The 25,992-nt window shown below is 68.9% G+C and carries 26 protein-coding genes; 19 read left to right on the forward strand and 7 right to left on the reverse strand.

All coding sequences use genetic code 11. The features are described 5' to 3' along the window. The first annotated feature begins 171 nt into the window (after window positions 1-171). Window positions 172-861: a lipoyl(octanoyl) transferase LipB gene (gene lipB, locus ABN034_RS02730; RefSeq protein ID WP_349689358.1), complete on the forward strand. Its 690-nt coding sequence runs from the start codon at window positions 172-174 to the stop codon at window positions 859-861. Here lipB and ABN034_RS02735 read toward each other — a convergent pair. Together ABN034_RS02735 and ABN034_RS02740 are read right to left on the reverse strand one after the other, a co-directional pair. Further along, window positions 824-1,255, reverse strand: coding sequence for a nitroreductase family deazaflavin-dependent oxidoreductase (locus ABN034_RS02735; RefSeq protein ID WP_349689359.1), 432 nt, complete (start codon window positions 1,253-1,255; stop codon window positions 824-826). The two genes, lipB and ABN034_RS02735, sit on opposite strands and share 38 nt — an antisense overlap. Window positions 1,256-1,303: 48 nt before the next feature. After that, the gene (locus ABN034_RS02740) at window positions 1,304-1,948 is read right to left on the reverse strand and encodes a DUF84 family protein (RefSeq protein ID WP_502878948.1); all 645 of its coding nucleotides are present in this window, start codon (window positions 1,946-1,948) and stop codon (window positions 1,304-1,306) included. A 48-nt stretch (window positions 1,949-1,996) separates the two neighbouring features. Between ABN034_RS02740 and lipA the strand changes: the two genes are divergently transcribed. Both lipA and ABN034_RS02750 read left to right on the forward strand, forming a co-directional pair. Then, entirely contained in the window at window positions 1,997-2,941 is a 945-nt protein-coding gene (gene lipA, locus ABN034_RS02745; RefSeq protein WP_349689361.1) for a lipoyl synthase, read from the forward strand. Window positions 2,942-2,991: 50 nt separating this feature from the next. Further along, window positions 2,992-3,690 (forward strand): DUF4191 domain-containing protein, encoded by a 699-nt coding sequence (locus ABN034_RS02750; RefSeq protein ID WP_349689362.1) that lies wholly within the window; start codon window positions 2,992-2,994, stop codon window positions 3,688-3,690. A gap of 65 nt (window positions 3,691-3,755) precedes the next feature. Here ABN034_RS02750 and ABN034_RS02755 read toward each other — a convergent pair whose 3' ends face one another. Then, window positions 3,756-4,190 (reverse strand): RDD family protein, encoded by a 435-nt coding sequence (locus tag ABN034_RS02755; RefSeq protein WP_349689363.1) that lies wholly within the window; start codon window positions 4,188-4,190, stop codon window positions 3,756-3,758. Between the two features lie 156 nt (window positions 4,191-4,346). On the opposite strand from ABN034_RS02755, the gene glnA reads away from it, so the two are divergent. From glnA to ABN034_RS02800, 9 genes are all read left to right on the forward strand, one after another. Further along, a complete protein-coding gene (gene glnA, locus ABN034_RS02760; protein ID WP_349327815.1) occupies window positions 4,347-5,771 on the forward strand; it encodes a type I glutamate--ammonia ligase in 1,425 nt (474 codons plus the stop codon). Between the two features lie 485 nt (window positions 5,772-6,256). After that, complete coding sequence (locus ABN034_RS02765) at window positions 6,257-6,475, forward strand: hypothetical protein (protein ID WP_349689364.1); 219 nt, start codon at window positions 6,257-6,259, stop codon at window positions 6,473-6,475. Window positions 6,476-6,655: 180 nt separating this feature from the next. After that, the gene (locus tag ABN034_RS02770; protein ID WP_349689365.1) at window positions 6,656-7,066 is read left to right on the forward strand and encodes an HIT family protein; all 411 of its coding nucleotides are present in this window, start codon (window positions 6,656-6,658) and stop codon (window positions 7,064-7,066) included. A 229-nt stretch (window positions 7,067-7,295) separates the two neighbouring features. Further along, a complete protein-coding gene (locus ABN034_RS02775) occupies window positions 7,296-8,486 on the forward strand; it encodes a sensor histidine kinase (RefSeq protein WP_349689366.1) in 1,191 nt (396 codons plus the stop codon). Beyond that, window positions 8,483-9,136 (forward strand): response regulator, encoded by a 654-nt coding sequence (locus ABN034_RS02780; protein ID WP_349689367.1) that lies wholly within the window; start codon window positions 8,483-8,485, stop codon window positions 9,134-9,136. The genes ABN034_RS02775 and ABN034_RS02780 overlap by 4 nt, the downstream gene beginning before the upstream one ends. A 135-nt stretch (window positions 9,137-9,271) precedes the next feature. Then, window positions 9,272-10,084, forward strand: coding sequence for an ABC transporter ATP-binding protein (locus ABN034_RS02785; RefSeq protein ID WP_349689368.1), 813 nt, complete (start codon window positions 9,272-9,274; stop codon window positions 10,082-10,084). Next, window positions 10,081-11,547: an ABC transporter permease gene (locus tag ABN034_RS02790; protein WP_349689369.1), complete on the forward strand. Its 1,467-nt coding sequence runs from the start codon at window positions 10,081-10,083 to the stop codon at window positions 11,545-11,547. The genes ABN034_RS02785 and ABN034_RS02790 overlap by 4 nt, the downstream gene beginning before the upstream one ends. Before the next feature lie 170 nt (window positions 11,548-11,717). Next, window positions 11,718-13,232 (forward strand): alpha/beta hydrolase family protein, encoded by a 1,515-nt coding sequence (locus ABN034_RS02795; protein ID WP_349689370.1) that lies wholly within the window; start codon window positions 11,718-11,720, stop codon window positions 13,230-13,232. Between the two features lie 285 nt (window positions 13,233-13,517). Beyond that, window positions 13,518-13,877, forward strand: coding sequence for an MmcQ/YjbR family DNA-binding protein (locus ABN034_RS02800; protein WP_349689371.1), 360 nt, complete (start codon window positions 13,518-13,520; stop codon window positions 13,875-13,877). A gap of 110 nt (window positions 13,878-13,987) precedes the next feature. Here ABN034_RS02800 and ABN034_RS02805 read toward each other — a convergent pair whose 3' ends face one another. Beyond that, on the reverse strand, window positions 13,988-14,311 hold the full coding sequence (locus tag ABN034_RS02805; RefSeq protein ID WP_349689372.1) for a YciI family protein: 324 nt from the start codon (window positions 14,309-14,311) through the stop codon (window positions 13,988-13,990). A 53-nt stretch (window positions 14,312-14,364) separates the two neighbouring features. After that, window positions 14,365-14,511 (reverse strand): hypothetical protein, encoded by a 147-nt coding sequence (locus ABN034_RS02810; RefSeq protein WP_349689373.1) that lies wholly within the window; start codon window positions 14,509-14,511, stop codon window positions 14,365-14,367. Window positions 14,512-14,875: 364 nt separating this feature from the next. On the opposite strand from ABN034_RS02810, the gene ABN034_RS02815 reads away from it, so the two are divergent. Continuing rightward, on the forward strand, window positions 14,876-15,343 hold the full coding sequence (locus tag ABN034_RS02815; protein WP_349689374.1) for a GNAT family N-acetyltransferase: 468 nt from the start codon (window positions 14,876-14,878) through the stop codon (window positions 15,341-15,343). A gap of 214 nt (window positions 15,344-15,557) precedes the next feature. Here the strand turns inward: ABN034_RS02815 and ABN034_RS02820 are convergent, their stop codons facing one another. Further along, window positions 15,558-16,139, reverse strand: a complete 582-nt coding sequence (locus ABN034_RS02820; RefSeq protein ID WP_349689375.1) for a YdcF family protein — start codon at window positions 16,137-16,139, stop codon at window positions 15,558-15,560. 164 nt (window positions 16,140-16,303) lie between these two features. Here ABN034_RS02820 and ABN034_RS02825 point away from each other — a divergent pair, with 164 nt between their 5' ends. From ABN034_RS02825 to ABN034_RS02845, 5 genes are all read left to right on the forward strand, one after another. Beyond that, on the forward strand, window positions 16,304-16,702 hold the full coding sequence (locus tag ABN034_RS02825; RefSeq protein ID WP_349689376.1) for a VOC family protein: 399 nt from the start codon (window positions 16,304-16,306) through the stop codon (window positions 16,700-16,702). A gap of 41 nt (window positions 16,703-16,743) precedes the next feature. Next, a complete protein-coding gene (locus ABN034_RS02830) occupies window positions 16,744-17,571 on the forward strand; it encodes an HIT family protein (protein WP_349689377.1) in 828 nt (275 codons plus the stop codon). A 27-nt stretch (window positions 17,572-17,598) separates the two neighbouring features. Next, complete coding sequence (locus tag ABN034_RS02835; protein ID WP_349689378.1) at window positions 17,599-18,042, forward strand: GNAT family N-acetyltransferase; 444 nt, start codon at window positions 17,599-17,601, stop codon at window positions 18,040-18,042. Window positions 18,043-18,277: 235 nt separating this feature from the next. Next, window positions 18,278-19,483: a 3-deoxy-7-phosphoheptulonate synthase gene (locus ABN034_RS02840; RefSeq protein WP_349689379.1), complete on the forward strand. Its 1,206-nt coding sequence runs from the start codon at window positions 18,278-18,280 to the stop codon at window positions 19,481-19,483. 108 nt (window positions 19,484-19,591) lie between these two features. Continuing rightward, window positions 19,592-21,022 carry a DUF2786 domain-containing protein gene (locus tag ABN034_RS02845; RefSeq protein WP_349689380.1) on the forward strand — a complete coding sequence of 477 codons (1,431 nt, stop codon included), beginning with the start codon at window positions 19,592-19,594 and terminating at the stop codon, window positions 21,020-21,022. A gap of 23 nt (window positions 21,023-21,045) precedes the next feature. On the opposite strand, the gene ABN034_RS02850 is transcribed toward ABN034_RS02845, so the two are convergent. Then, a complete protein-coding gene (locus ABN034_RS02850; protein ID WP_349689381.1) occupies window positions 21,046-24,069 on the reverse strand; it encodes a bifunctional [glutamine synthetase] adenylyltransferase/[glutamine synthetase]-adenylyl-L-tyrosine phosphorylase in 3,024 nt (1,007 codons plus the stop codon). 277 nt (window positions 24,070-24,346) lie between these two features. Here ABN034_RS02850 and ABN034_RS02855 point away from each other — a divergent pair, with 277 nt between their 5' ends. Further along, on the forward strand, window positions 24,347-25,924 hold the full coding sequence (locus ABN034_RS02855) for a family 10 glycosylhydrolase (protein WP_349689382.1): 1,578 nt from the start codon (window positions 24,347-24,349) through the stop codon (window positions 25,922-25,924). The last annotated feature ends 68 nt before the right edge of the window (window positions 25,925-25,992 follow it).

Below are 25,992 nucleotides of genomic sequence, written 5' to 3' on the forward strand. Positions count from 1 at the left end.
ACTGCGGGCGTCACTTCTCATGGTCGCCCATCCCACACGGCGACAGCAACGAATGGATCATGCTAGCGATGCCCCGACAGCGGCCCTTTGGGCCTCCCCAGACTGTGCGACCTCACACCACGGCGCGGCCCCCGCGGTGCCCTGTCGCCGCACACTCTAGGGTGTGAGGATATGGCCTCACCTCGGTTCATCCGGGCCGGGTTCGGCGCGGATGCCGTCGACTACGCGGCCGGGTGGTCCCGGCAGCGCGAGCTTCATGCCGAACGCGTCGCCGACCAGATCCCGGACTCGGTACTCCTGCTCGAACACCAGCCCGTCTATACCGCGGGAAAACGTACCGACCCCACCGAACGACCAGTCGACGGCACCCCCGTCATCGACGTCGACCGGGGCGGCAAGATCACCTGGCACGGGCCGGGACAGCTGGTCGGCTATCCGATCGTCAAGTTGCCCGAGCCGATCGACGTCGTGGCGTTCGTACGCCGGCTGGAAGACGTCCTCATCGAGGTGTGTGCCGGCGCCGGACTCGCCACCGCCCGGATCGATGGCCGCAGCGGGGTGTGGGTGCCGGCCGATGGTCGTGGCCCCGACCGCAAGGTCGCGGCGATCGGACTCCGGGTCGCCCAGGGCGTGACGATGCACGGGTTCGCCCTCAACTGCGACTGTGACCTCGGCGCCTTCGGGCGGATCGTGCCGTGCGGCCTCCCCGACGCGGGCGTGACCTCGCTCTCTGCCGAACTCGGCCGCCGGGTCAGCGTCGACGACATCCTCGAACCCACCGAGCAGGCCCTCGCGGCGATGCTCGAGGCATCGAGGGACCCGGTCACGAGTCCCGTCGGTACAACGCGACAACCGGGATGACCCGCGTCGTCTTCTCCTGGTACTCACCGAAGACCGGAGCGACCTTCACCTGCCGGGCGTAGAGCTCGTCGTGTTCCTCACCCTGGATGTCGACGGCGGTCGCGGCGTAGGTCTCGGTGCCGAACTCGACGGTGACCTCCGGGTTGGCCAGCACGTTGTGGTACCAGGCGGGGTGGCGAGGGCCTCCCGCGTTGGAGCCGAAGACCAGCAGCCGGTCACCGTCGCGCAACGCGGCGAGCGGTGACGTACGCCGCCTGCCGGACTTCGCACCCGTCGTGGTCAACAACAGCAGCGTCGACCCGGCGAAGTAGCCGCCGACCTTGCCGTCGTTCGCCCTGAACTCCTCGATGACCTGCCGGTTCCAGTCGTCGATGCTCTGTTCCGGTGCAGACATTGCCGGCATCCCCTCCCACGCTGATGTCAGGTCGGGGCGGCCTGCTGGCTACCCCACGGACTCCAACGTCGGCTGGTGGCCGGGATATGCCGGGAAGCTCAGGCCGGCATTGCGGAACGGGACAAGGGCCAGCACGGTCGCGTGGGCGTAGTAGGCCACTCGGTCGATCACCCCGCCGGTCAGCGGGCCGACCGTGCCGGTGCTCTTCTTGGTGTCCGTCCCGCCGAACACCTCGTCGGTGGCGGCACCGAGCTCCACGCCCGCGCGGACCAGGCTGGCGATCTCCGTGGGCAGGACGAACGTCGCCGTCCGGCTCTCGCCCCTGATCGGCTCGCCCGTCGGGGCGGTGCCGAGCACGACGACCCACGCCAGGCACTCGAGGGTGCCGTCCCGCTCGATGACACCACCCTCGAGGCCGACGCACAGGTCCGCCTCGGGCGCGATCAACCGGGCCGCCTCGGCACGGTTGCGGGCGCCGGCAAGGGTCTGCTCGTCACCGACCGGCTGGGCGGGTACGCCGGAGTCCACCTCGACGGCCTGGCACTGCACGTCGTCGATGCCCAGGGCGACACGTACGGCTTCGAGCGTTGCGCGCCGTTTGACCGGGTTCATCGAGGCAATGGCAATTCGTAAGGACACAGCCGACAACCTAACCCGGCGGCCCTGACGGGGCCCAACCCGGCGCCTCCTCACCGGACCGGGCGCTGCCCGACCCCGCCGCGGCGCCGTAGGCTGTGAGCCGTGACTGCCGTGGTTCCGGAAGGACGCAAGCTGCTGCGCCTCGAGGTGCGCAACAGCCAGACGCCGATCGAGAAGAAGCCGTCGTGGATCAAGACCCGGGCCAAAATGGGTCCGGAGTACACCGAGTTGCGCGCGCTGGTCCAGCGTGAGGGCCTCCACACCGTCTGTCAGGAAGCGGGCTGTCCCAACATCTTCGAGTGTTGGGAGGACCGCGAGGCGACGTTCCTCATCGGCGGCGACCAGTGCACCCGGCGGTGCGACTTCTGCCAGATCGACACCGGCAAGCCGGTCGCTCTCGACCGCGACGAGCCGCGGCGGGTCGCCGAGAGCGTCCAGACGATGGGACTGCGCTACGCCACGGTCACCGGCGTCTGCCGTGACGATCTCGACGACGAGGGCGTGTGGATCTACGCCGAGACCGTACGCCAGATCCACGCCATGAACCCCGGCTGCGGCGTCGAGCTGCTCGCGCCCGACTTTTCCGGACGCCCGGAGCTGCTGGCGCAGGTGTTCGAGTCCGCGCCCGAGGTGTTCGCCCACAACATCGAGACCGTGCCGCGGATCTTCCGCAGCATCCGGCCGGGCTTCCGCTACTCCCGGTCCCTCGACGTGTTGCGCCAGGCCCGTGCGTACGGCCTGGTCACGAAGTCCAACCTCATCCTGGGTATGGGTGAGGAACGTGCCGAGATCAGCGGCGCGATGCGTGACCTGCTCGAGGCGGGGTGCGAGCTGTTGACGATCACGCAGTACCTCCGTCCGTCCGTACGCCACCACCCGGTGGAGCGCTGGGTGCGCCCGGAGGAGTTCGTCGAGCTGCGCGACGAGGCGCTCGCGATGGGCTTCGTGGGCGTGATGTCCGGGCCGCTCGTCAGGTCGTCGTACCGTGCCGGCCGCCTCTACCGCCAGGCGCTCGAGTCGCGCGAGGAACCCGCCGCGACACCCTGAGCCAGTCCACCACCACTGCATGACCCGAGGAAGGAACACAGGCGCCACCCATGGCTAAGCGTGAGGTCACCGACGACAGCAAGCCAGGCCGGATCGCCCAGGTCCGTGCCGCCTACCGCATCACCAAGGAGGCGCAACCTCGGATCGGGCTGCTGCTCGCGGGGATCTTCCTCGGTGTGGTCGCCGTCTTCGCCGGGCTCGGATTCCTGCTCGGCAACCCGATCCTGTGGGGGCTCACCGGTCTCCCGTTCGGCTTCCTCGTCACGATGATCATCTTCGGCCGCCGCGTGGAGAAGGCCGCGTACTCCCGGCTCGAGGGCCAGCTCGGCGCCGGCGCCAACGCCCTGTCGACGTTGCGCAAGGGCTGGACCGTCGACCCGGCCGTGGCCGTCACCCGCAACCAGGACGTCGTGCACCGCGTCGTCGGTCGACCCGGGATCGTGCTGGTCGGCGAAGGCGCTCACAACCGGGTGGGCAACCTGCTCGCGAACGAGAAGCGCAAGCACGCCCGGGTAGCGCCCGACACGCCGATCTACGACATCGTGGTCGGCGACGGCAAGGATCAGGTGCCGCTCCGCCGGCTCTCCAAGCACGTCATGAAGCTGCCCCGGAACCTCCGTCCGGCGGATGTCACCGAGTTGCTTCACCGGCTCAAGGCGTTGTCGGCCAACCGGCAGCAGCTGCCCATCCCCAAGGGTCCGCTGCCGAAGAACGTCAAGCTCCCACCAGGCGCGCCCCGCCCTCGCTGACCCGCGGCACCAGGTCGTACGAAAGCCCGGGCGGAACGCTCGCGGCGCGGCCGCGGCGAGATCGTTCAGCGGGCCCGGACCAGCGCCGTGCCGGCCAGCCGGTCGTGTAGCCCTCGGCCGTCACGGTCGACGATCAGCGGCGGCAGGACGAGCAGGATCAACGCCGTACGCACGAACGCCCGCACCACCCCGACAGGTGCACCGTCCAGCCGGACGACGACCAGGTGACGGAGCCGCTGACCGACGCTGGCCCCGACAAATGCCGTCATCAGCCAGACCTCCAGGGCAAACACGGCGAGCGGCACCAAATCCCGCCCGGTGGCGGGCGCCTGCCAGATCCCGGCGTCGCGTACGAGCGCGAAGGCGGCCAGATTCGCCAGGAACCAGTCGAGGATCAGGGCGGTGATCCGGGTACCCCAGCCGGCGAGCGACCCGCGGCCAGCCTCGGGAAGGCCCAGACGTTGACCTGCGTAGCCGCGCCCGGTTGACTGCTCAGCCATCCGTGAAGATTATCCGGCGGGCGTGGCCTCGCAGGCTGCCCTCGCGGTGACCATGCGGGTGGGCCACACTGGTCCCGTAACACAGGCGCAACATAGGCGTCATGGCGGAGAAACGGCTGACTTCTACCGTCCGTGGCAAGACTTCGAGGAGGGTGGATGTTCCAAAACGCCGACGACCTGCTGGCCTTCGTCCGTGATCAGGGCGTGGAGTTCATCGACGTACGGTTCTGTGACCTACCGGGCATCATGCAGCACTTCAACGTGCCTGCGTCGTCGTTCGACGCGGACGCGTTCGCGGAGGGGCTGATGTTCGACGGATCGTCGATCCGAGGCTTCCAGGCGATCCACGAGTCCGACATGAAGCTGATCCCGGACCCGGCGACGGCGTTCGTCGATCCGTTCCGGGACCGCAAGACGCTGGCGTTGAACTTCTCGATCGTCGATCCGTTCACCAGCGAGGCCTACAGCCGGGACCCGCGCAACGTCGCGGGCAAGGCGGAGGCCTACCTCAAGAGCAGCAACCTCGCCGACACGGCGTACTTCGGGCCGGAGGCGGAGTTCTACGTCTTCGATGACGTCCGCTTCGAGACGAAGCAGAACGCCGGCTACTACTTCATCAACTCGATCGAGGGCGCCTGGAACACCGGCGCCGAGCAGGATGGCGGCAACAAGGGATACAAGCCGCGCTACAAGGGCGGTTACTTCCCGGTCTCTCCCAACGACCACTTCGCCGACCTGCGCGACAAGATGGTCGCCCAACTTCTCGAGTCGGGTATCCAGGTCGAGCGCGCCCACCACGAGGTCGGCACGGCGGGTCAGGCGGAGATCAACTACAAGTTCGACTCCCTGCTCCACGCGGCCGACTCCCTGATGCTGTTCAAGTACATCATCAAGAACGTCGCGTGGAAGGCTGGCCACACGGCCACCTTCATGCCGAAGCCGCTCTTCGGTGACAACGGTTCGGGCATGCACTGCCACCAGAGCCTGTGGAAGGACGGCCAGCCGCTCTTCTACGACGAGCTGGGCTACGGCGGCCTGTCCGACACAGGCCGGTGGTACATCGGTGGCCTGCTCAAGCACGCGCCGAGCCTGCTCGCGTTCACCAACCCGACGGTCAACTCCTACCACCGCCTGGTCCCGGGCTTCGAGGCGCCGGTCAACCTGGTCTACAGCCAGCGCAACCGGTCGGCCGCGGTGCGGATCCCGGTGACGGGTACGAGCCCCAAGGCGAAGCGGATCGAGTTCCGGGTGCCGGACCCGTCGTGCAACCCGTACCTCGCGTTCGCGGCGATGGTGATGGCGGGTGTCGACGGCATCCGCAACAAGGTCGAGCCGCCCGAGCCGATCGACAAGGACCTCTACGAGCTGCCGCCGGACGAGCACGCGCAGGTCCAGCAGGTGCCCGGCTCCCTGCCGGAAGTGCTCGACGCCCTCGAGGCCGACCACGAGTACCTGCTCGAGGGTGGAGTCTTCACACCCGACCTGATCGAGACCTGGGTCGACTGGAAGCGCTCCAACGAGATCGACCCCGTGCGCCTGCGTCCCCACCCGCACGAGTTCGAGCTCTACTTCGACATCTGATCCACGCGGGTCCCTGACCTGCTTCAGCCCGACGAAAACGGCGGCTGACCTGGGGAAACGTCTCGTGGCGTCTTCCACGGTCTGCCGCCGCTTTTCGTTCTCATGTGTACCGGATGTGTACCACTCCCCTGCCGGGGATCACCCCTGCCTTGCAAGCCATATTCGGTGTGCACGCTCTGCTGAGCGTTGATTGGCGAGGCGTCCGCCCCGGTGTCGTAGTGACCAGTGTTGACCGTGACAGCCCATGATCAGCCGCCCGATCTGGCACGCAAGTGGCACGCCGACCCTGTGATCCGTAGACGCAGGCATCGTGATCGCGACCTGCCCGCTTGCGCTCCGGCGGCCGTCGACCAGGTGCTCGCTGTCGGCCGACGGTGCCGGTCGTTGGGGTCATGCTGGGGTCAGCGCGGTGGGTTTTGGACAGTCATCGAAGCTGGCGCTGCTTTGATGACTGCATGATGCCGCATCCGCTGGAGGCGAGACTTATGGACGAGCAGATGTCCGATTCCGATGGTCCATTGTCCGAGGCTGAGCACCGCGAGCTGCTGACGCTGCTGCATCGCTACTGCTCGTACGACCTCGATCAGTTCGAGGCGTGGCGGATGGATACCGACTACGGCGAGGTCTACGTCAACATCGGCCGGTACCCCATAGCGGGAGCATCACCTCAGGCGTATCTTAAACTCCAGCCACCGAAGCCGTGACCCCTGCCTTGCAAAGGAACCTCGCAGGCTCCCGCTGCGCTGAGCGTAGATCGGCGCAGCGCTGGAGACGGCTCGGCCTGACCGTCGTTGACCGCTGCGGACCATGATTGGCCCTGGCTTGGGGCACGCGGAGGGCACGCGACATGTCGTGGGTCCCACCTCCTGTGGCAGCATGCGTGGATGCAGGACTGCCCCTTCTGCCTACCCCAGGTCAAGGCTCGGGTCGTGCTCTCTGATGATCATTGCTACTCGATGTGGACCGAAGAGTCCCCGGAGGGCTCAGCGATGGTTCTACCGCGTGACCATCGGCCTACCGTGTTCGACCTCACCGACCAAGAGTGGGCATCGACACGACGTCTGCTGGAGCTGATGCGGGAGCTGATTGTCGACATCCACGCTCCTGATGGCTGGAATGTGGGCTGGAACGTCGCCACTGTCGGCGGCCAGTCTGTGCCGCACGCACATTGCCATCTCGTGCCGCGATACCGCGATGAGCCGCTTGCCGGTCGCGGCCTTCGGTCCTGGATCAAGGACCCTTCCAACCGGCCACCCCATCACCTTGCGGCCCGTCCACCATCCTGGTTGACCTAGCCGCCTTGCCGGAAAGCGTCGTCGACGGCCCTTCGCGTACGTGCCTGACTACGTGGCATCAGATGTATGTAGGTCCACAGCACTGCACCCGGGATCGGCGTGGCCGAGGTACTCGGCGAGTGCCTCGATGCTCTCCCCTGCATCGAGGCAAGACCGAGGCGTAGAGGTTGAGTTCGCGTACATCGCTGGACGGATGCTTCGACCTCCGTCGTCACGTAGCGTGAGGTGTGTGCTCCGCCGGTTGAAGACGAACCAGCTCGTCGTGGACCTCGTTGTCGCGGCGCTGTTCGCAGTGGTCGTCGCGTGGCCTGAGCTTGTGGTGGGGCGCACTGTGTCGCACAACGGGGTCGGCACAGCGATGGTCGTCGTGCTCATGGCCGCCGCGGTCGCGCTTCGTCGCCTTTCGCCGGGGATCGCGCTCGCGGTCGCGTGGGCCGGGGCGATCGTGCAGATGGGCTTCGGCCGGCCGCCGAGCCCCACCGACGTCGCGATCTTCGCCGTCCTCTACACGACTGCCGCCTACGGGTCCAGGGTCGTGTTCTGGCTCGGCTTCGCCTCAGCGATCACGGGCGCCGGCGTCATCACGGCGTACTTGTTCGGCGAACCGATCCTCACTGGCGAGCGGCGGTCGATCATCACGACCGCGGTGGCGTCGCTGTTCGCCGCGATGTTCGCACTCCTGCTGGCATGGACGGCCGGGGCGCTGGTGCGTACCGCGCTGCGTGCGCAGGAGAACCGCGTCGCGCAGCTGAGGGCCGAGGCGGAGGCCGTCGCCGAGCAAGAGCGCGTGCGCATCGCGCGCGACATGCACGACGTCGTCGCGCATTCCCTCGCTGTCGTCGTCGCCCAGGCTGATGGGGCGCGGTATGCCGCAGTATCCGACGCCTCGGTGGCGCGCAATGCCCTCGGCACGATCTCGACGACCGCACGCGCGGCGCTTGCCGACGTTCGGCTCCTCCTCACCCAACTGCGGCGCAGCCAGGCCGAGGGGCCGCAGCCGACGCTTGCCGACCTCGAGCAGCTGTACGCGCAGCTGCGTGGGGCGGGCGTCGAGCTCCGGTTCGATGTCGACCCCTCGCCGCAGCGCACACCGCCGGCGTCGATCCAGCTCGCGGTGTACCGCATCCTGCAGGAGGCGCTCACCAACGCGCTGCAGCACGGCGGTGCAGGACCGGTCGATGTGCGGCTCGCCTGGCACGCCGATCACGTCGACTTCGAGGTCCGCAACGCCCTGCGACCCGGTACGACGGCCACTCAGCCGCAGGAGCTGGAGAACCGCAGCGCCGGTGAGCGGACGCGCGGGCACGGCGTCATCGGCATGCGGGAGCGCGCGCAGCTCGTCGGAGGGCGGCTGGACGCCAGCACACAGGACGGCGCCTTCGTCGTGCGGGCGACCCTCCCGATCGGAGGCGGGTCGTGAACGCGATCAGCGCGATCAGGGTGGTGCTCGTCGACGATCAGGCGCTGTTCCGCGCCGGCATCCGGATGCTCGTCGACTCGCAGTCCGACCTCGAGGTCGTCGGCGAGGCGTCCAACGGACGTGAGGCGATCGATGTCGTGCACGCCGCGAAGCCCGACGTCGTTCTGATGGACATCCGGATGCCTGTGCTCGACGGCGTCGCCGCGACAGCCGAGCTCCTGCGCGAACCCGTTCCGGCCCGCATCGTCATGCTCACGACGTTCGACCTCGACGAGGCCGCCGCTCGCGCGATTCGGCAAGGTGCGAGCGGGTTTCTGCTGAAAGACGCCGACCCCGAGTTCCTGCTCGCAGCGATCCGTACGGTGCACGCCGGATCGGCCGTCATCGCGGCATCGGCCACCCGTGAGCTGTTCGCGCACTTCGCGGATGCCGCACCGCGGCCCGTCCCGCGCGAGTACGGGGAGCTCACGAACCGGGAGCGCGAGATCTTCGCGCTCGCCGCCCGCGGCCTGTCCAACGCCGAGATCGCGGCGCGCGAGTTCCTGTCCGAGGCGACCGTCAAGACGCACATCAGCCGCATCCTCACCAAGCTCGGCCTGCGCGACCGCGTGCAGCTCGTCGTCTTCGCGTTCGAGCACGGACTCGCGTAGCGCGGTCAGCGACTGCTCTGCGCTGGCCTGTACTTACGTGCTTCTGGCCCTCCCATTCGAATCATCCTGACGATGTACGCGAATACCTCTGCCGGCAGACGCGCCGGGTGCCGGACGGTCCATAGCGTCGAAGGCATGGAACGGACATCGACCGGCCTCGGCCTCGCGGCACGGGTGCGGCACCTCACGAAGACCTACGGCGCCGGCGAGAGCGAGGTGCGCGCGCTCGACGACGTCAGCGTCGGCATCCGCCGCGGCGAGTTCACCGCCGTCATGGGACCGTCCGGATCGGGCAAGTCGACCCTCATGCACATCATGGCCGGACTGGACGTCCCGACCCGCGGCCGCGCGTGGATCGGCGACACCGAGATCACGGGCCTGTCCGACCTCGACCTGACGATCTTGCGTCGTCGCCGGGTCGGGTTCGTGTTCCAGGCGTTCAATCTGGTCCCGACGCTCGACGCGCGGGCCAACATCCTGTTGCCGTTCGACCTCGACGGCCGCCGGCCGTCGGCGCTCGAGGAGGCGCGCATCGACGGTCTCGTCAAGACGCTCGGCCTGCACGAGCGGCTGCACCATCGTCCGCACGAGCTCTCCGGAGGTCAGCAGCAGCGCGTCGCGATTGCCCGCGCCCTCGCAACGGCGCCCGACCTTGTCTTCGCCGACGAGCCGACCGGCAACCTCGACTCGCGCTCGGGCCGCGAGGTGCTCGCGCTGCTGCGGGAGGCGTGCGGCGAGCACGGCCAGTCGATCGCGATGGTGACACACGACGCGGTGGCCGCCTCGCACGCCGACCGCGTGCTGTTCCTCGGCGACGGCCGCATCGTCGCCGACAAGCCTCGCCAGACCGCCGAGGAGCTCTCGGCGTTCATGCTTGCGACCGAGCTCGGCACGGCCTCCGTCGCCGCGCCCGCCGCCTCCGGCGCGACCGAGGGGGTATCGGCATGAGCGCCGCGACGGGCAACGTCCACACCTCGTCGCGGCCGCGGGTCGCCGCGCCGCTCCCGTGGCTGCGCGAGCGCGGCATGGGCGCGTCGATCCTGGTCGCGGCGATCTCGAGCGCGTTCGGCGTCCTGCTCATCTCGGCGACAGGGTTCATCGCCGCCATGCTGGAGGCGGACCCCTACATCGGCGACAGCGGGACGCTCGCCTTCGTACAGAGCTTTCTGACGCTGATCCTGCTGGGTGTCGCCGTGTACGTCGCGGCGATCGTGACGGCCAACACGTTCTCGACGATCGTTGCGGGTCGCACCCGGCGCATCGCGCTCCTCCGTTTGATCGGGGCGTCGGCGCGGGCGCAGCGCGCAGAGGTCGCTCGCCAGGGTCTCGTTGTCGGAGCGATCGGTGCGTTCGCCGGACTCGTCGGCGGCACGGCGTTCGCGGCGGTAGGCGTCGCCCTCGGAACCGAGCTGCTGAGGCTGGAGGGTCTCCAGTACGCGGTCGTCCAGCCCGCCCTCCTGTTCCCTGCCGCAGTCGTGACGCTCACGACGTGGACCGCGGCCTGGGCGGGTTCGCGCCGCGTGCTCACCGTGACACCGCTGGAGGCGCTCGGCGGGTCGGTCGACAGCTCCCACGGTGATCTCGTACGCAGCAAGGGCCGCAACGCGGCGGCGATCGCGGTGTTCGTGACCGGCGGCGTGCTGCTCGCGCTGGGAATCCTCACCGGACTCTTCACGCCCCTGGGCGTCGTGGTGGCGTTCTTCGGCGGCATCCTGTCGTTCACCGGGCTCTCACTCGGCGCGACGCTCGTCATGCCGCCCGTGCTGCGGCTCGTCGGCCGTGCGTTCGGCAGATCGGCAACCGCACGCCTGGCCGCCGAGAACGCGCTGCGCTACCCCGAACGGTCGAGCCGCATGGCGATCGGCGTCGTCATGGGCGTCACGCTCGTGACCATGTTCGCCGTCGCGACCGACTCGGCCAAAGGTGTGCTGGCGGCGGCCGCGGGCGGCGAGCTGCCACCCGCGCTCGCGGCGCCGCTCGACACGTTCGCGGCCATCATGATGGCCCTGGTCGCCGTGTCGGCGGTCATCGCCGGCGTCGGACTCGTCAACCTCCTCGCGCTCGGCGTCATCCAACGCCGGCGCGAGCTCGGCCTGCTGCGCGCACTCGGTCTCTCCAACGGCCAGGTACGACGCGTCGTGCTCCTCGAAGCCGCGCACATCACCATCGCCGCGCTCGCCACGGGCCTCCTCCTCGGCATCGCCTACGGATGGGCCGGAGCGCAATCGCTCCTCGGATTCATCCGGGTCGACCCAGACCAGCCGTTCACCAGCACCCTCGTCGCCCCCGCCCTACCACTCTGGCCGACCGTCACCGTCATCGCGGCGACCGCAGTCCTCACCCTCATCGCCGCCGTCGTACCGACCCGACTCGCCACCCGCGTCACACCGGTCCAGGCGCTCGCCGAATAGAACACCCGCACCGCCTCATCGGCCACCTCGGCATCCCCATCCTGGCCGGACGGACCGCCGCGCAGTGTCAGCACTTCCTGTAGCCCGATACCCATGGTCGCCCAGGCGCTGGGCTTCCACCACGAAACCCTACCCGGGCGGCACTCGAGGCTGCCCGCTCTGGAGCCGTCATGCCAGCATCGAGCAGGAGTACTGACCCGGCCTCCCTTCCCCTCGCGTCTGCCAACGAGATGATCAGCGGAATCGGCATGACGCCGATCGAAGCAGTCCTGGTCGTGGGCGGACTCGCGCTGGTGTTGGCCCGCTGGCTGCCGCCGCGATTCCGGCGCCGAGTCGCGATCGGCGCCGCAGCGGTGTCGTTGGCGTCGGCGGCGGTGCTCGCGGTGGTCGGTCTTCGCTGGCAGATGATCCCGGTGCTGGTGGCGGTCGTGGTAGTGCTGCCGTTCACGGCCCGGACCATGTGGGGGAAGCCCGGCGGTCGGCGGATCCGCTGGTGGCTGGCCGGACCAGGTTCGGCGGCCGGCGTCCTGGCGATCGTCGCCGGTCTGGGCGCGGCGGTCGCCTTCCCCATCCCGGACTTCCCCACGCCGACCGGCACCTACGCGGTCGGCACCACCGTCATCGAGTGGACCGAACCCGATCGGCCCGAGACGTGGACGACCGATGCCGACGATGTGCGTGCGCTGCAGGCCCAGATCTGGTATCCGGCCGAAGCGAGCCCGGACGAGGCGGAGCGGGCGTTCTACCTGGGCCGCTCGGAGGCCGAGGCGAACGCCGTCGCCGAGGGCGTCGGACACTTCCTCGGAATCCCCCGGTTCGTCTTCGACAGCCAGGTGGTGGCCCGCACCAACGCGGTGCCCGACGGGCCGGTCGCCCACGATCTGGAGCGGTTCCCGGTGGTGCTGTTCTCGCCGGGTGGTGGCATGGGGCGGACCACGAACACCGCCTGGGCCGAGGAGTTGGCCAGCCACGGCTACGTGGTCGCCGCGCTCGACCACCCCTACGACACGGCCGCGGTCAGGTTCGCCGACGGCCGGACGGTTCGCAGGGCGGAGCAGGTTCGCAGGCAGGAGCGCGCCGGCTTCGACGCCTACCGGTTGGCCGAGAGGTTGGCGGCGGTGAGGGCCAGCGATCTCAGTTCGGCCCTCACCCACCTCGGCCGCCTCGACAGCGGCGACGTGCGGAGCATCCTCGCCGGTCGGCTTAACACCGACCGCGCCGCGGTCGTCGGCATGTCGGCCGGCGTAGGCGGCGCCTTCCAAGCGGCCCGCACCGATGAGCGCTTCTCAGCGGTGATCGCCCTCGACGGCCGTCCATACGACGGCGATCCCGGGCCATATGACCAGCCAGTTCTGGCGCTGACCAGCCAGATCGGACTGGAGGACAACCCCACCTACCTCCCCGATCTGGGGCGGGCACTCGAGCGCAGCACGACGACCGCCTACATGCTCACCATCCCCGGCACCGCCCACCCGACCTTCACCGACGCGCCCCTGTGGATGCCGCCGGTGCCGTCGCTGGTCGGCTCCCTCGGACGCACCGAAGGCAACCGCATCATCACCGAGATGACGCTCGGCTTCCTCGACGCCGAGCTTCGCGACCAACCGACGAACCTTCCCGGCCTCTTCTCCGAGCATGGCTTCTCCGAACATGGCGAGCTGACCGTCTACGACGCCGATGAATAACGGTGGCGCCACGGGAGGGAGCCGGGACCGTCGTCGCCGCACCCTCGTTGTCTCGCACGCTCTCGTCAGGGTGCTCCTGATAGCTGGCCAGCGACTCTGCCAGCCTCCTGTCCGCGCGCGAGGCCTGATGCCTCATGTCAAGATGCCCGCGTGCGGTGAGTCGTTGGCTCATCTGAAGGTGTCCGCTTCTGGGCGGGCATCTTGGTCTTGCTGAGGTAGCTGTGGTTGCTGGACGGCGTGCGGACCGGCGGGCCCGCCCCGCCCCATGATCGAGGGGTTCCGAGCATGGCGGTGATCGAAGACGTTCGGGCGCTGGGCGCCGGGTTGGAGCGCTCTTACCAGGTGTACGTACGCGGCAAGTTGAAGTTCCGCGTCGGGCAGATCGTCTACGTGGCGTTCTCCCTCGACGAGAGCGTGATGGGCTTCGCGTACCCCAAGGAGGAGCGGGCCGCCCTCGTCGCGAGCGAGCCGCACAAGTTCCAGATGCCATCGGCGTCGGACATGCGCTTCAACTGGGTCCACGCTGAGCTGGCGGCACTGGACCCGATCGAGGCCCGCGAGCTGGTCGTCGACGCTTGGCGCATGGTCGTCCCCAAGAAGCTCTCCCGCGCCTACGACCTCACCCATCCCAACGGCCCGGGCTGAGCCAGCGCTCCGTGGGGACTCCGGCCGGATCAGAGGGCTTGACGACCAGGAGGGCTGGTCTGTACAACCAGCGCCAACCCGAGGCCAGACGCGGCACCGACCGGGGGTGTTCACAGGAACGGCCGCACCTCGATCTTCCGATCGCAGACCTTCGACGCCTCGGTGGCGAGCTCGAGCGCCACATCCAGATCGGGGGCCTCCCACACCCAGATACCGGCGAGGTACTCCTTCGACTCCACAAAAGGCCCGTCGCTGAACACCGCCTGCTCGCCCCGGTTGTCGATGACCGTGGCCGCGTCGGTGTCGGCGAGTCCGCCTGCGAAAACCCAGTAGCCCTCGGCGATCAGTCGTTCGTTGAACGCGCTGATGGCAGGCTGCCTGTCCGTGCTGTCGGGATTGCTCTTGTCATCGATCACGGAAACCAGGTACTGCATCTGAAGATCATCTCCTGTGGTGTCAAGACAGCGTGGTTCGGTGGTCAGGGACTTCAGGCCGTTGCATACCGCAGGCGCCCGGCCGGTCGGTAGACCTGGATCGTCACGCCCGCCGCGAGGTCACCGCGGAGAACGGTCGTGCCCTCCCAACGCGGCGCGGTGAGCGCGGTCGAGGCAACGTACTTGGGGGGCTCGTTCAAGGCTCCGACGCGGCGCCGTGTCCCTGCGTCACTCCGTCGATGGCGACCTGAGTCATGGTCGTAAGCTTCATGATCGCGGTTCCTTTGCCTTGGCGCGCCGCCCCTGTGGGCGGCCTCACCCCTGCTACGAACACCACCGCCCCGATCCGACACCCCATCCCGGACTTCTTTGAAAGCTTCCGGGACGCCGGTCGTCATCGATCCGACAGCACGACAGGGTCGCGGCGACAACGCTCCACCTCCTCAAGCGCCGGGCTCGATGGCCTGGAGGAGGAAACAAGATCCTCAGAGTGGATCCCCTGGTACGACGACCAGCTCGCCGCACTGCACAACGGCACCCTTTAGGACCGGACGACGTGCGGCCATGCACGACAGAGAGGCGCGCAGCGAGGCGCCGGCAACCGGGGAAGAATGTCGGTCGCGGGCGTTACTGTCACCGCTGGAGATGATGACCGCCGAGGACGTCGAGCTACGGTTGGTGACCGAAACCGAGCCGGTGATGATGGCCGAGCTGGGTGGTCCACGCCCGCCAGAGGCCATCGAGCGCGCGCACACGAAGTCCCTCGCAATGGCCGCCGAGGGACGGTGCTGGCCGCTCAAAGTGATGCTGGACGGTTCGTCCTCGGCTGTCGGCTGGGTCGGGGTCTTTGAGTCCTCACATGAGGGTGAGGAGATCGTCGAGATCGGGTGGATGGTCCTTTCCGAGTTCCAGAATCGAGGAATTGCCAGTCAGACCGTGCGTTCCGTGCTCGAGAAGGCGGCGAGAGCGGAAGTTCGGGCGGATCCATGCCTTTCCTGCAGTGACGAATGCCGCGTCCAACAAGGTGTGTGAGAAGAACGGGTTCGCGAACCTCGGAGCGTGCGACCTCGATTTCGCGGGGCGCACGCTGCACTGTCACCACTGGCGGATCGATCTGTCCTGAGGCCCGGCCTCGCCTCGATAGCCAAGTCGTTCGTAGATCGGCGCCGACGTGTGCAGTCCGGCCCGCTTTCCAGGTATCTCACCCACTCCGCAGCCCACGCCCTGGCGGTGGGCTCGCCATCAGTTATGCCGACGCCGCGAGGTTCTTCTTCGTCTTCGCCAGGTCCACGAGGCCGTACGCAGCGAACAGTGGCTTGAGCGGTGCCCACTCCCCGAACCGGTAATCCGCTGACCGAACCATTCGGGATGCGAGGTCCGGCCGCTGGCGCTGAAGATAGAGTCGCGCCTTCTGCGCGTGGAGCGGATGGGAAACGAACTTGATGCGGTCGACGTCGCCGATGAGGGGAATGACGTTCTCGACGTTCTCCCACGTCGTACGCGACCGTTCCTCGACGACGACATCACCGGTGAATCCGCACTGCTCGGTTGCGTAACGAGCCATCACCGTCGCCTCGTGAGGTCCGCCGCAGAACACGAGTCGAGACGATGAGGCATGAGGATCGATCGAACGCAGACCCGCACGCACCCGCCAGCGGTTCAGCACATTCGCGTTCTCGCTACTCGGATTGCGGTACCCCAGCACGACGATCGCCTCCGCTCCAGCCCGATCGGGACTCGTCAGACTGCGAGAGGCCCGCCAGTGCACCACCTCCGCCCACAAGATCGCGACACCCGCGACACCAACGACCGAGAGCAGAACGATCACATGTCCTCCCAGAATGGCCGCCGAAGAGCGACAACCATGCCGCGAGTATCTCGAAGCATCTAGCCCGGCGGCGAGCCCGGCCTCGCAGCACATCTGTTGCGCGGAAGTTGAGCCTTGGCCAGGATAGGTGGCCACAGGCCCCGCCCGAGCCATGGAGGAAGTCGATGAGCTATATCCCCGACGGTCGCGGCGCGCTGGCGCCCGGCCTGGCGATGCCTGACGTACCGGTGGCGATCGAGTTCTACCAGGCCGCATTCGGCGCGACCGTGGCCTCGACCTACACCGACGATCGCGGCACGGTTCTCCATGCGGAGCTCGACATCGACGGATCGCGACTGCTCCTGGGTCCAGACAGCAAGACCAGTACGGTGGCCGACGATCACCCGAACATCTGCCTGTCGCTCTACGTTCCCGATGTCGATGCCACCGTCGAGCAGGCGTTGGCGGCGGGCGCGACGCTGAAGTCGGCACCTGGCGACCGGACCTATGGAGTACGGGAAGCAGGACTTTTCGACCCGTTCGGCGTTCTCTGGTGGGTGTCCACCCCCCTCGCGGCCGGGTGAGGATGGCTACGCGTACATACGCGAGCGATCGACGAGAAGTGGTGTTACTGGATTCCGAACACTGGCAGATCGTACGACCGGCGTACCCCCTCACCGAGGCACATGTGGCGTTGCGCCTCCGGAGCGGCAGTCCGAACGACCAACCGACGCCGGACGTTGCCGCCGATCTCGCTCATGTCTATCGGGCTGCGCAGGCTGGTCTCCATGCTGTCCTCGGGTGCGACGGGTTCGGGTTGAGTTTCGCCTGGTCGTGGGTCCCGTACGGGAGCGGCATCGGAGAGCCGGTCCCGGAGTCGGACCAACCCACGATCCATGTCTTCGGCCGCAACCGGCTTGAGCGCGTCAAGCCTGTCCGGGTGATGGCACTGCCTCTGCACGAACGTCCAGCACCGATGTCGCCTGCAGAGCAGGAGGATCTGGACCGACGACTGAGCCTGGCGTTCGCGACGGCAGAACCGATGCCGCCTCCCGGTCCCGAGGTCGACCCCGCGACCTGCGACGGCTGCGTCCCAGCCGTCGAACGAGAGCAGGAACTCTGGCGCGCCGATGGTGTTCGTGTCCTCAGGCCTCGCGCTCCGCTGGTGGCGGCAAGTGTGCTGGTGATGCCGCTCCGCCACGTCGTGAGTCCGGCGGCACTTCATCCGCAGGAGATCGTGTCGTACGCAGAAAGGCTCCGAGAGGTACGCGCCGTCTTCTCCCACCGGCACAGGTCAACCGGACTGAGCTGTTTCCTCAACGATGGACCCCGTGCCGGCCAGGAAACTCCGCACGTGCATGTCCACGTCTTCGGTCGGGCTGTCGACGAACCGCAGAACCCTTTCGAGGTGCTCGCTCGCCGGATCGGCGCACGGGGGACGCTCACCGGGTGAGGGCTCGGGTAGCTAGATTCGGCGCTCATGGTCATCTCGCACGGCCCGTACGAACTCGACGACAGTCCTGAGCGGATCGATGTCGAGGGTTTGTGGGCGTTCCTGTCCACCGATGCTTACTGGGGCCGGTGGCGTACCCGCGAGGACGTCGAACGCCAACTCGCTTCCGCCTGGCGGGTGGTCGGTGCCTATACGCCGACGAACGCCCGAATGGTCGGTTTCGCACGGGCGATCTCCGACGGCGTGGCGTTCGCCTACCTGGCTGACGTCTACGTCCTGCCCGAGGTACGCGGCGACGGCCTCGGCAAGGAACTCGTGCGGACCATGATCGACCGTGGCCCGGGTGCACACTTCCGATGGGCGCTGCACACCGACGACGCCCACGGCCTCTATGCCCAGTTCGGCTTCAGCCCGCCTGACCAGAGGTATCTCGAGCGCCCCGACCGCCGCGTCGCGTCCCTCCCAGACTGACCGCGTTGCCCGGTCCGCGCTCGGCAGGGTAGGGTCACTGCCGTGCGATGGAGCTATTGGTTTAGCGAGCCGGCCCTGGATGGGCGCGGCAGCGACGCCATGCGCTGATCTTCAACCATCCAGAGCCGGCAGAGGCAGCGGTCCGCGAGGGCCCTGCCTCTTTTTGTTGCCCACCAGGCGAGCCGGCCCCAACGCCCAGACGGGGACGGCCCCCAGCCGAAAGGACGCCCTTCCCGTGTCGTCAACATCCGATCCCGCCCCACGCTCCGCAGCCGATCTGACCGATCCCGCCACCCCCGCAAATCCGGCCAATCCGGCCAATCCGGCCAGCCCCGCTCCGGCCAGTCCGGCCAATCCTGCCGAAACCGCGGCTGGCGAGGCGGTGCGCGACCTTCGAATCAGCCAGTCCAGGCCGCTCCTCTCCCCCGCCCTGCTCCGCGACGAACTCCCACTGGACCGGGCCGGCTCGGCCGTGGTCGTCCGTGGTCGCCGGGAGGTCACCCGGATCCTGTCCGGTGACGACGACCGGCTGCTCGTCGTCGTAGGCCCCTGCTCGGTCCATGACCCCGCGGCCGCACTCGACTACGCGCGACGCCTCGCGGCCCTCACCACCGAACTCGCCGACGACCTCTGCGTCGTGATGCGGGTCTACTTCGAGAAGCCGCGGACGACCCTGGGCTGGAAGGGGCTCATCAACGACCCGGACCTCGACGGAAGCTACAACGTCAACAAGGGCTTGCGTACGGCCCGCAAGGTGCTTCTCGACGTGTTGTCGCTCGGTCTGCCTGCGGGGTGCGAGTTCCTCGACCCGATCATTCCGCAGTACATCGCCGACACGGTGAGCTGGGGCGCCATCGGTGCCAGGACGTCGGAGAGCCAGGTCCACCGCCACCTCGCGAGCGGGCTCTCCATGCCGGTGGGATTCAAGAACTCCACCGGCGGCGACGTGCAAGGCGCGGTTGACGCGGCGGGAGCCGCGGGAGTGAGCCATGTCTTCACCGGAGTCACCGACGACGGCGTCGCGGCCATTCTCACCACGCATGGGAATCCGGACTGTCACGTGATCCTGCGCGGCGGCCAGACCGGCCCCAACTACGACGCGGCGAACGTGGCCGATGCGCTGCTCCGGCTGGAGAAGGCGGGCCTTCCCGAACGCCTGGTCATCGACGCGAGCCACGGCAACAGTGGCAAGGACCACCTGCGCCAGCCGGTCGTCGCCAAGGCGGTCGCGGACCAGGTGGCCACCGGCCAGCACGGCATCGTCGGGATGATGCTGGAGAGCTTCCTCGAACCAGGCCGGCAGGATCTCGTCGAAGGCGACGCCGACCAGCTGACCTACGGCAAGAGCATCACCGATGCGTGCATGAGCTGGCAGGTGACCGAGGGCGTGCTTCGTGAACTCGCATCGTCGGTACGAAAGAGGCGAGCTGAAGGAAGCTGACCTCCGCCACCACAGATACCACCCACCCCGCGGGTCTCCGCCACCTTGTCGGTGGCACGCGGCAGACTGCGCCACGACACCGAACTCCGACGGGGAGGAGACCTCGACGTGGGAAGGAACAGCCGCGAGCGTAGGGCCGCCAAGCAGCGCGCGAGGCGGCGTCGGTCCGGACGGGCCAGTGGTGAGGGGACGTCGCCGTTCGGCGACCCGTTGTGCGACTGTCCCCACTGCCGCGCCGACCTCCGGCCGGACGAGTTCGGGGCTGCTGGGCTCGGATCCGTGCGTGCGATGTCTCCTGGAGCAACGCCGACGCCTGAGGAGATCGAGCGGTGGGTGCTTGCCGCTGCCTACTCCGGCCGCGACAACGCGGAGATCTCCCGCCGAGTGGCGACGGACCTCGCCGCTCCCGGGGTGGAGGCGCGCCTGGTCGACACCGTGATCGGGTCCTGTCTGCTTCGCGGCGTTCGCGGGATGTGGGAGGGCGGCTGGCAACCTCGCGACGCCGCCGAGCTTGCCAGTCGCCGGCTCGACCCCCTGCAGCGTGACTACCTCACCGACGTGATCCTCGGCGAGACCCAGCGTTATGCCGAGTCCACGATCGATCCACGCTGGCGCGCCCAGCTCGACGAGTTGGGCGGGTCGTTGTGGTGGCGATCCGACCAGCCGCATCTCGACCAGTGGCGCACCCGTCAGGGCCGTGACCGTTCCACCGCCCTACAGACGGCGATGACCGTGCTGGGCTTCTGCCTGACGCTGCCACGCACCACGAAGATCCTTCCCCTTCCAGGGGAGGCGTCCGTACCCCCCGAACGACCAGGGCGCGGCGATGTCGACGACAAGGTCCTCGCCCGCATCCGGGCACTACTGGCCAAGGCCGAGTCGACGGAGTTCCCGGACGAGGCGGAAGCCTTGTCCAGCAAGGCGCAGGAGCTGATGACGAAGTTCTCGCTCGACCGGGCACTGCTCGACGCCGACGTCGACGGTGCCGGGCGAACGCCCGGCACAGGCAGTGCGACCGCCCGGCGGATCTGGCTGGACGCACCGTATGTCAGCGCCAAGTCGTTGCTCGTCCACGTGGTCGCCACGGCAAACCGATCGCGCACCGTGGTCGAGGACAAGACCGGCTACGTCACCGTCGTCGGCGAGGAGGTCGACCTGGAGTTGGTCGAGATCCTCACGACGTCGCTGCTGTTGCAGGCCAACCGAGCGATGCTCGCTCATGGCAGCCAGGTGAGCAGGTTCGGCCGGTCGAGCACGCGTTCGTGGCGCCAGTCGTTCCTCGTGTCCTACTCCTCGCGCATCGGCGAGCGGTTGCACGAAGCGAATGCCGCCAGCCAGGCGACGGTCGATACCGAGTCATCCGGCCGGCTCCTGCCTGTCCTCGCCGCCCGGGAACAGGAGGTCGAGGCCTTGTTCGGCGAGCTGTTCCCCCGCACCAGGGCGCGTTCGGTGTCGGTCTCCAACGCCGCCGGGTGGGCCGCCGGCAAGGTGGCCGCCGACCTCGCCAGCCTCGACGGCCGCTCCTCCCTGACCGGGTAGCCGGCGGCGGTCGAGCCGACTTCTCACTGCCAGAAGACGCGATCGACGACCGCCCGGGCACGGCGCGTGACCCGCCGGTAGTCCTCGAGGAAGCGGCCAGCTTCGAGCGGCGCGTATCCCAGGACCCGGGAGACGGCCGCGAGGTCCCGGGGGTCGCGCGGCAGGGAGTCTGACGGCTGGTCCCGAACCAGCAGCACCGCGTTGCGGGCGCGGGTGGCGAGCCGCCAGGCCGACACGAGCGCCTCGGCGTCGGAGTTGTCGATCAGCTCGGCCGACGCGGCGGCCCGCAGCGCCTGGACGGTCCGAGTCGTCCGCAGCTCCGGCAGGCGGCCGGCGTGGCGCAACTGCAGCAGCTGTGCCGTCCACTCGACATCTGCCAGACCGCCACGTCCGAGCTTGGTGTGGGTGGTCGGGTCGGCGCCACGTGGCAGGCGTTCGGCATCGACCCGAGCCTTGATCCGGAGGATCTCACGGGCGTCGCTTTCGGGGAGTCCAGCCGCTGGCCAGCGGATCGCATCGATCAGCTCCACGAAGCGTCGGCGCAGTTCGGGGTCGCCGCAGATCGGCTCGGCACGCAGCAGTGCCTGCGCCTCCCAGACGTGGGACCAGCGGCGGTAGTACGCCGCGTACGACGGGAGCGTCCGCACCATCGGTCCCTGTCGTCCCTCTGGCCGCAGGTCGGCGTCCACGACCAGGGGTGGATCCGGTGCCGGCGACGCGAGCAGTCGGCGCAGCTCGGTGACAACGGCGGTCGCGGCTTCGGCGGCCTCCTGCTCGTTGGCGCCGGCGAGCGGCTCGTGGACGAACATCACGTCGGCGTCGCTGCCGTAGCTCATCTCGTGGCCACCGAAGCGGCCCATCGCGATCACAGCGAGCCGGGTCGGCAGCGACCTTCGGCGTTCGGCCTCGACCGCGCGGACCGCGACGGTCAGCCCGCCCACCAGGGTGGCCGTCGCGATGTCGGTGAGTGCTTCGCCCACGGCGTCGACATCGATCAGCCCGAGGACGTCGGCGGCGGCGATCCGGAAGAGCTCTCGTCGACGCACGTTACGCACGGCGCCGATCCCTGCCATGGGGTCGTCGTGGCGCCCGGCCGCCGCGAGAGTCTCCGTCTCGAGCTGTTCCCGGCTTCGCGGGCGGAGGCTCTCGTCGTCGCCGAGCATGGCGACGGCCTCCGGCGCCCTGCGCAGGAGGTCGACGACGAACCTGCTCGTCGCGAGCACCCTGGCCATGCGTTCGGCCGTGATGCCCTCGTCGCGCAGCAGCCGCAGGTACCACGGGGTGGTGCCCAACGCGTCGGAGACCTGCCGGAACGCCAGCAGGCCCGCGTCGGGATCCGGTGCGTCGGCGAACCAGTGGAGCATCACCGGCAGCAGGGTGCGCTGGATCGAGGCCCGTCGGGACACCCCGGCGGTCAGGGCCTCGAGATGACGCAGCGCGGCGGCGGGATCGGAGAAGCCGAGCGCGGTGAGCCTGACGCGCGCGGCTTCCGGGGTGAGCCGGGCCTCTTCGCCGGGGATCCGTGCGACAGCGGCCAGCAGCGGCCGGTAGAAGAGCTTCTCGTGCAGGCGGTGGACCTCGCGCTTGTGCTGCTTCCAGACCCGGGTGAGCTCCGCGACCGGCTCGGCGAAGTAGCCCAACGAACGCCCGAGCGCGCGTAGCTCCCGTTCGTCGGCGGGCAGCAGGTGGGTACGCCGGAGCCGGGTCAGCTGGACGCGGTGTTCCAACGTACGCAGGAAGCGGTACGCATCGGCCAGGGCGGCACCGTCACCGCGTCCTACGTACCCGCCTTGGGTGAGAGCTTCGAGCGCGCACAGCGTGGACGGGCTGTGCAGAGTGGGATCCGCGCGGCCATGGACGAGCTGCAGCAGTTGGACGGCGAACTCCACGTCCCGCAGGCCACCCGGCCCGAGTTTGAGCTGACGGTCGAGCTCGGCCGCCGGGATGTGGTCGACAACTCGACGCCGCATCGCCTGGACGTCCTCGACGAAGCCTGGCCGGTCCGCGGAGCGCCACACCAGCGGCGTCACCGCCTCGAGGTAGGCCGCGCCGAGGTCACGGTCACCCGCGACGGTCCGCGCCTTCAGCAGAGCCTGGAACTCCCAGGTCTTCGCCCACCGCTCGTAGTAGGCCAGGTGGCTCGCGACAGTGCGAACCAGCGGTCCGCTGCGGCCCTCGGGGCGAAGTGCCGCATCGACCGGCCAGAGCGTTCCTTCGGCCGTGTGGTCGGAGCAGATCTGGATGAGTTGGGACGCGAGCTGGGTGGCGGTACGCAGGGCGCCCACCTCCCCGTCCGGGCCGGGACCCGCGGGTCCCGGCGACGCCGGCTCGGCGACGAACAACACGTCGACATCGCTTGCGTAGTTGAGTTCGTGGCCGCCGCACTTGCCCATACCGATCACCGCCAACCGGCACGGCACGGCACCCTCGGGCAGCCGGGCGCGCGCGATCGCGAGAGCCGCCTCCAGCGCGGCAGCCGCAAGGTCGGCAAGCTCGGCGGCCACATCGTCGACCGAGACCGCCATGGCCAGATCCCTGGCCGCGAGGCGCAGCAACAGCCGGCGATACCCCACCCGCAGGGCGTCGGGGGCGGCCGGTCCGGCTTCGGCGGCGACCGGTTCGGCCGCCAACGGGTCGGCTCCGACGGCCTCCAGGAGTGCAACACGCAACGCCGTGGCGGTCGGTCGGACCAGGTTCAGTTCGGGATCGGCGAGCTCACGCCAGTGCGCGGGATGTCGCAGGAGATGCTCTGCCAGCCCGCTGCTTGCGCCGAGAACCTCGGCGAGTCGGCCCCGGAGCACGTGGTTGGACAGGAGTGCGCGGTCGGTCAGGAGGTGGCGTTCGAGCTCCGCCCGGTCCGGCGCGGCGTCGAGGAGTGCCGCGAGAAAGGAGAACGCCTGGTCGGGGTCGGCCGCTCTGGCGGCGGCCTCGAGAAGGGGGTCGAACCTGGGACCCAGCTCCCCCAGCGTCTCCCGGATGCGGTCAGGCTCCCCGAATCCCAGCCGGACGAGCTGTCCCGTGGTCCACACGTGCGCCTGTGGCGTCACCCCGCAACCTCCCTCTGCCGTCGCTGCGGCCCGGCCCCCGCGTCCGCCCCTACCCGGCACGCATCCCAACCTAGATGACCACCTGGTGTCCTGACCGCCGACACCGGCGCCCGCGGGAGTCTCGGCATGCCGGGTCGGCGGCCGGCGACAGCCTGGGCCGTGGCCCGAGGCGGCAACAGCTTCCACCGGTGGACCCGCCGGTGTAACTTCCCTTCGTACTGCGAGCATGCGTCGGCAGGGCACATCCGAAGCGTCAGGATCCCGGGAGGAGCAGCCCATGGGTCGGATCATCCGTGCGATCTCCGCGCTGGGAGCGGTCGGGGCGATGGGCGCCCTCCTCGCCAGTTCGGTCGGGCCGACCCCGACCGCCACGGCGGAGCCGAAGCCGATCGCGCAGTGGCGCAGCTACTGGGTCGACTCGTTCCGGCCGAGCATCTACACGCCGGAGAACGTCGACAAACTGGTCGCCGACGCCGAGGCTCTCGGAGCCAACGCCCTGATCGTTCAGGTCGGCCGGTGGATGGACTGCTTCTGCAACCGGTCCGCCTTCCCGCGTACGCACGTGGCGATCGACCCGGCCTTCGACCCGTTGGACGACGTGATCGAGAAGGCACACGCCGCTGGCATCGAGGTCCACGCCTGGGTCAACGCCACCCCGATGTGGAACGCAGCGACTCCGCCACCGTCGCCCGACCACGTGTTCCACACCCACGGTGAGACCGCAACCGGTGCCGACCGCTGGCTCAACAAGCGGGTCGACGGAGCCGAGCGGGTCAACACGATGAACGTCATGGACCCCGCCAACCCCGCCGCCGCCGACTACGTGGTGGACGGGATCGCCAGCATCGTCGACGAGTACGACATCGACGGGATCAACCTCGACTACATCCGCTACCCCGACTACAACTCCACGACCGAGACGAGCGACTGGGGCTACTCCGACGTCTCGCTGCAGCGGTTCCGCGACGCCACCGGACGCACGGACACGCCGGCCCCGGCCGACCTCCAGTGGAGCGCGTGGCGCCGCGCACAGGTCACGGCTCTGGTCCGCAAGATCTACCTGTCGATGTACGAACGAAAGCCCCTCGCCAGGCTCTCCATCAACGGCATCACCTACGGCTTCGGCCCGCAGTCGGTCGGCGGCTGGGAACGCACCCGCACCTACGCAGAGGTCATGCAGGACTGGAAGGGCTGGCTCGACGAGGGGATCATCGACACCACCGTCGCCATGAACTACAAGCGCGAACACCTGCCCGACCAGCAGCAGATGTTCCGCGAGTGGAACGAGGTCCTCGCCGACTGGCAGGCGGGCCGGCACAACGTCGTCGGGCCAGCCGTCTACCTCAACAGCGTGCCCGACAGCGTGCGCCAGGCGCGGGCGGCCTTCACATCCACCGCCGCCGGCAACAGGGTCGTGGGGTGGAGCGGCTACTCCTATGCGGTCCCCAGTGCGGCCGCCAACGCCGATCCCTCCCTCGCCGACGCCGAGCGCGCCGCACTCGCCTCGGCGTTCACGCAGGAGGACCCGACCGGTGCGGACGAGCCAGTCTTCGCCCGCCCGGCCAAGGTCCCCTCGATGCCGTGGAAGACCCGGCCCGAGACGGGTCACGTCACCGGAGAACTCGTCGGCCAGGACGGCATGCCGCTGGACCAGCGAACCGTCAGCGTGCACGACCTGCGTACCGGCACGAAGGTGGCGTCGGGGCTCACCGACGGCAGCGGATGGTTCGGCATCGTCGACGTGCCACCCGGTAGCTGGCAGGTCAGGGCTGACGTGCCCGGATCCCACGACGTACGAACCGTCGTCCACGTCCGGAAGGGCCGCGTGACGACCGCGGCGTTCGCGCCGAGCTAGCTGGACTTCCGTCCGCCGCGGAGCGCATGAGTCCCGCTGGATGTACGGCGGCGTGGCACGCAAGCCCT

The sequence above is a fragment of the Actinopolymorpha sp. B11F2 genome (genome assembly GCF_040195635.1).
Classification (GTDB): Bacteria; Actinomycetota; Actinomycetes; order Propionibacteriales; family Actinopolymorphaceae; genus Thermasporomyces.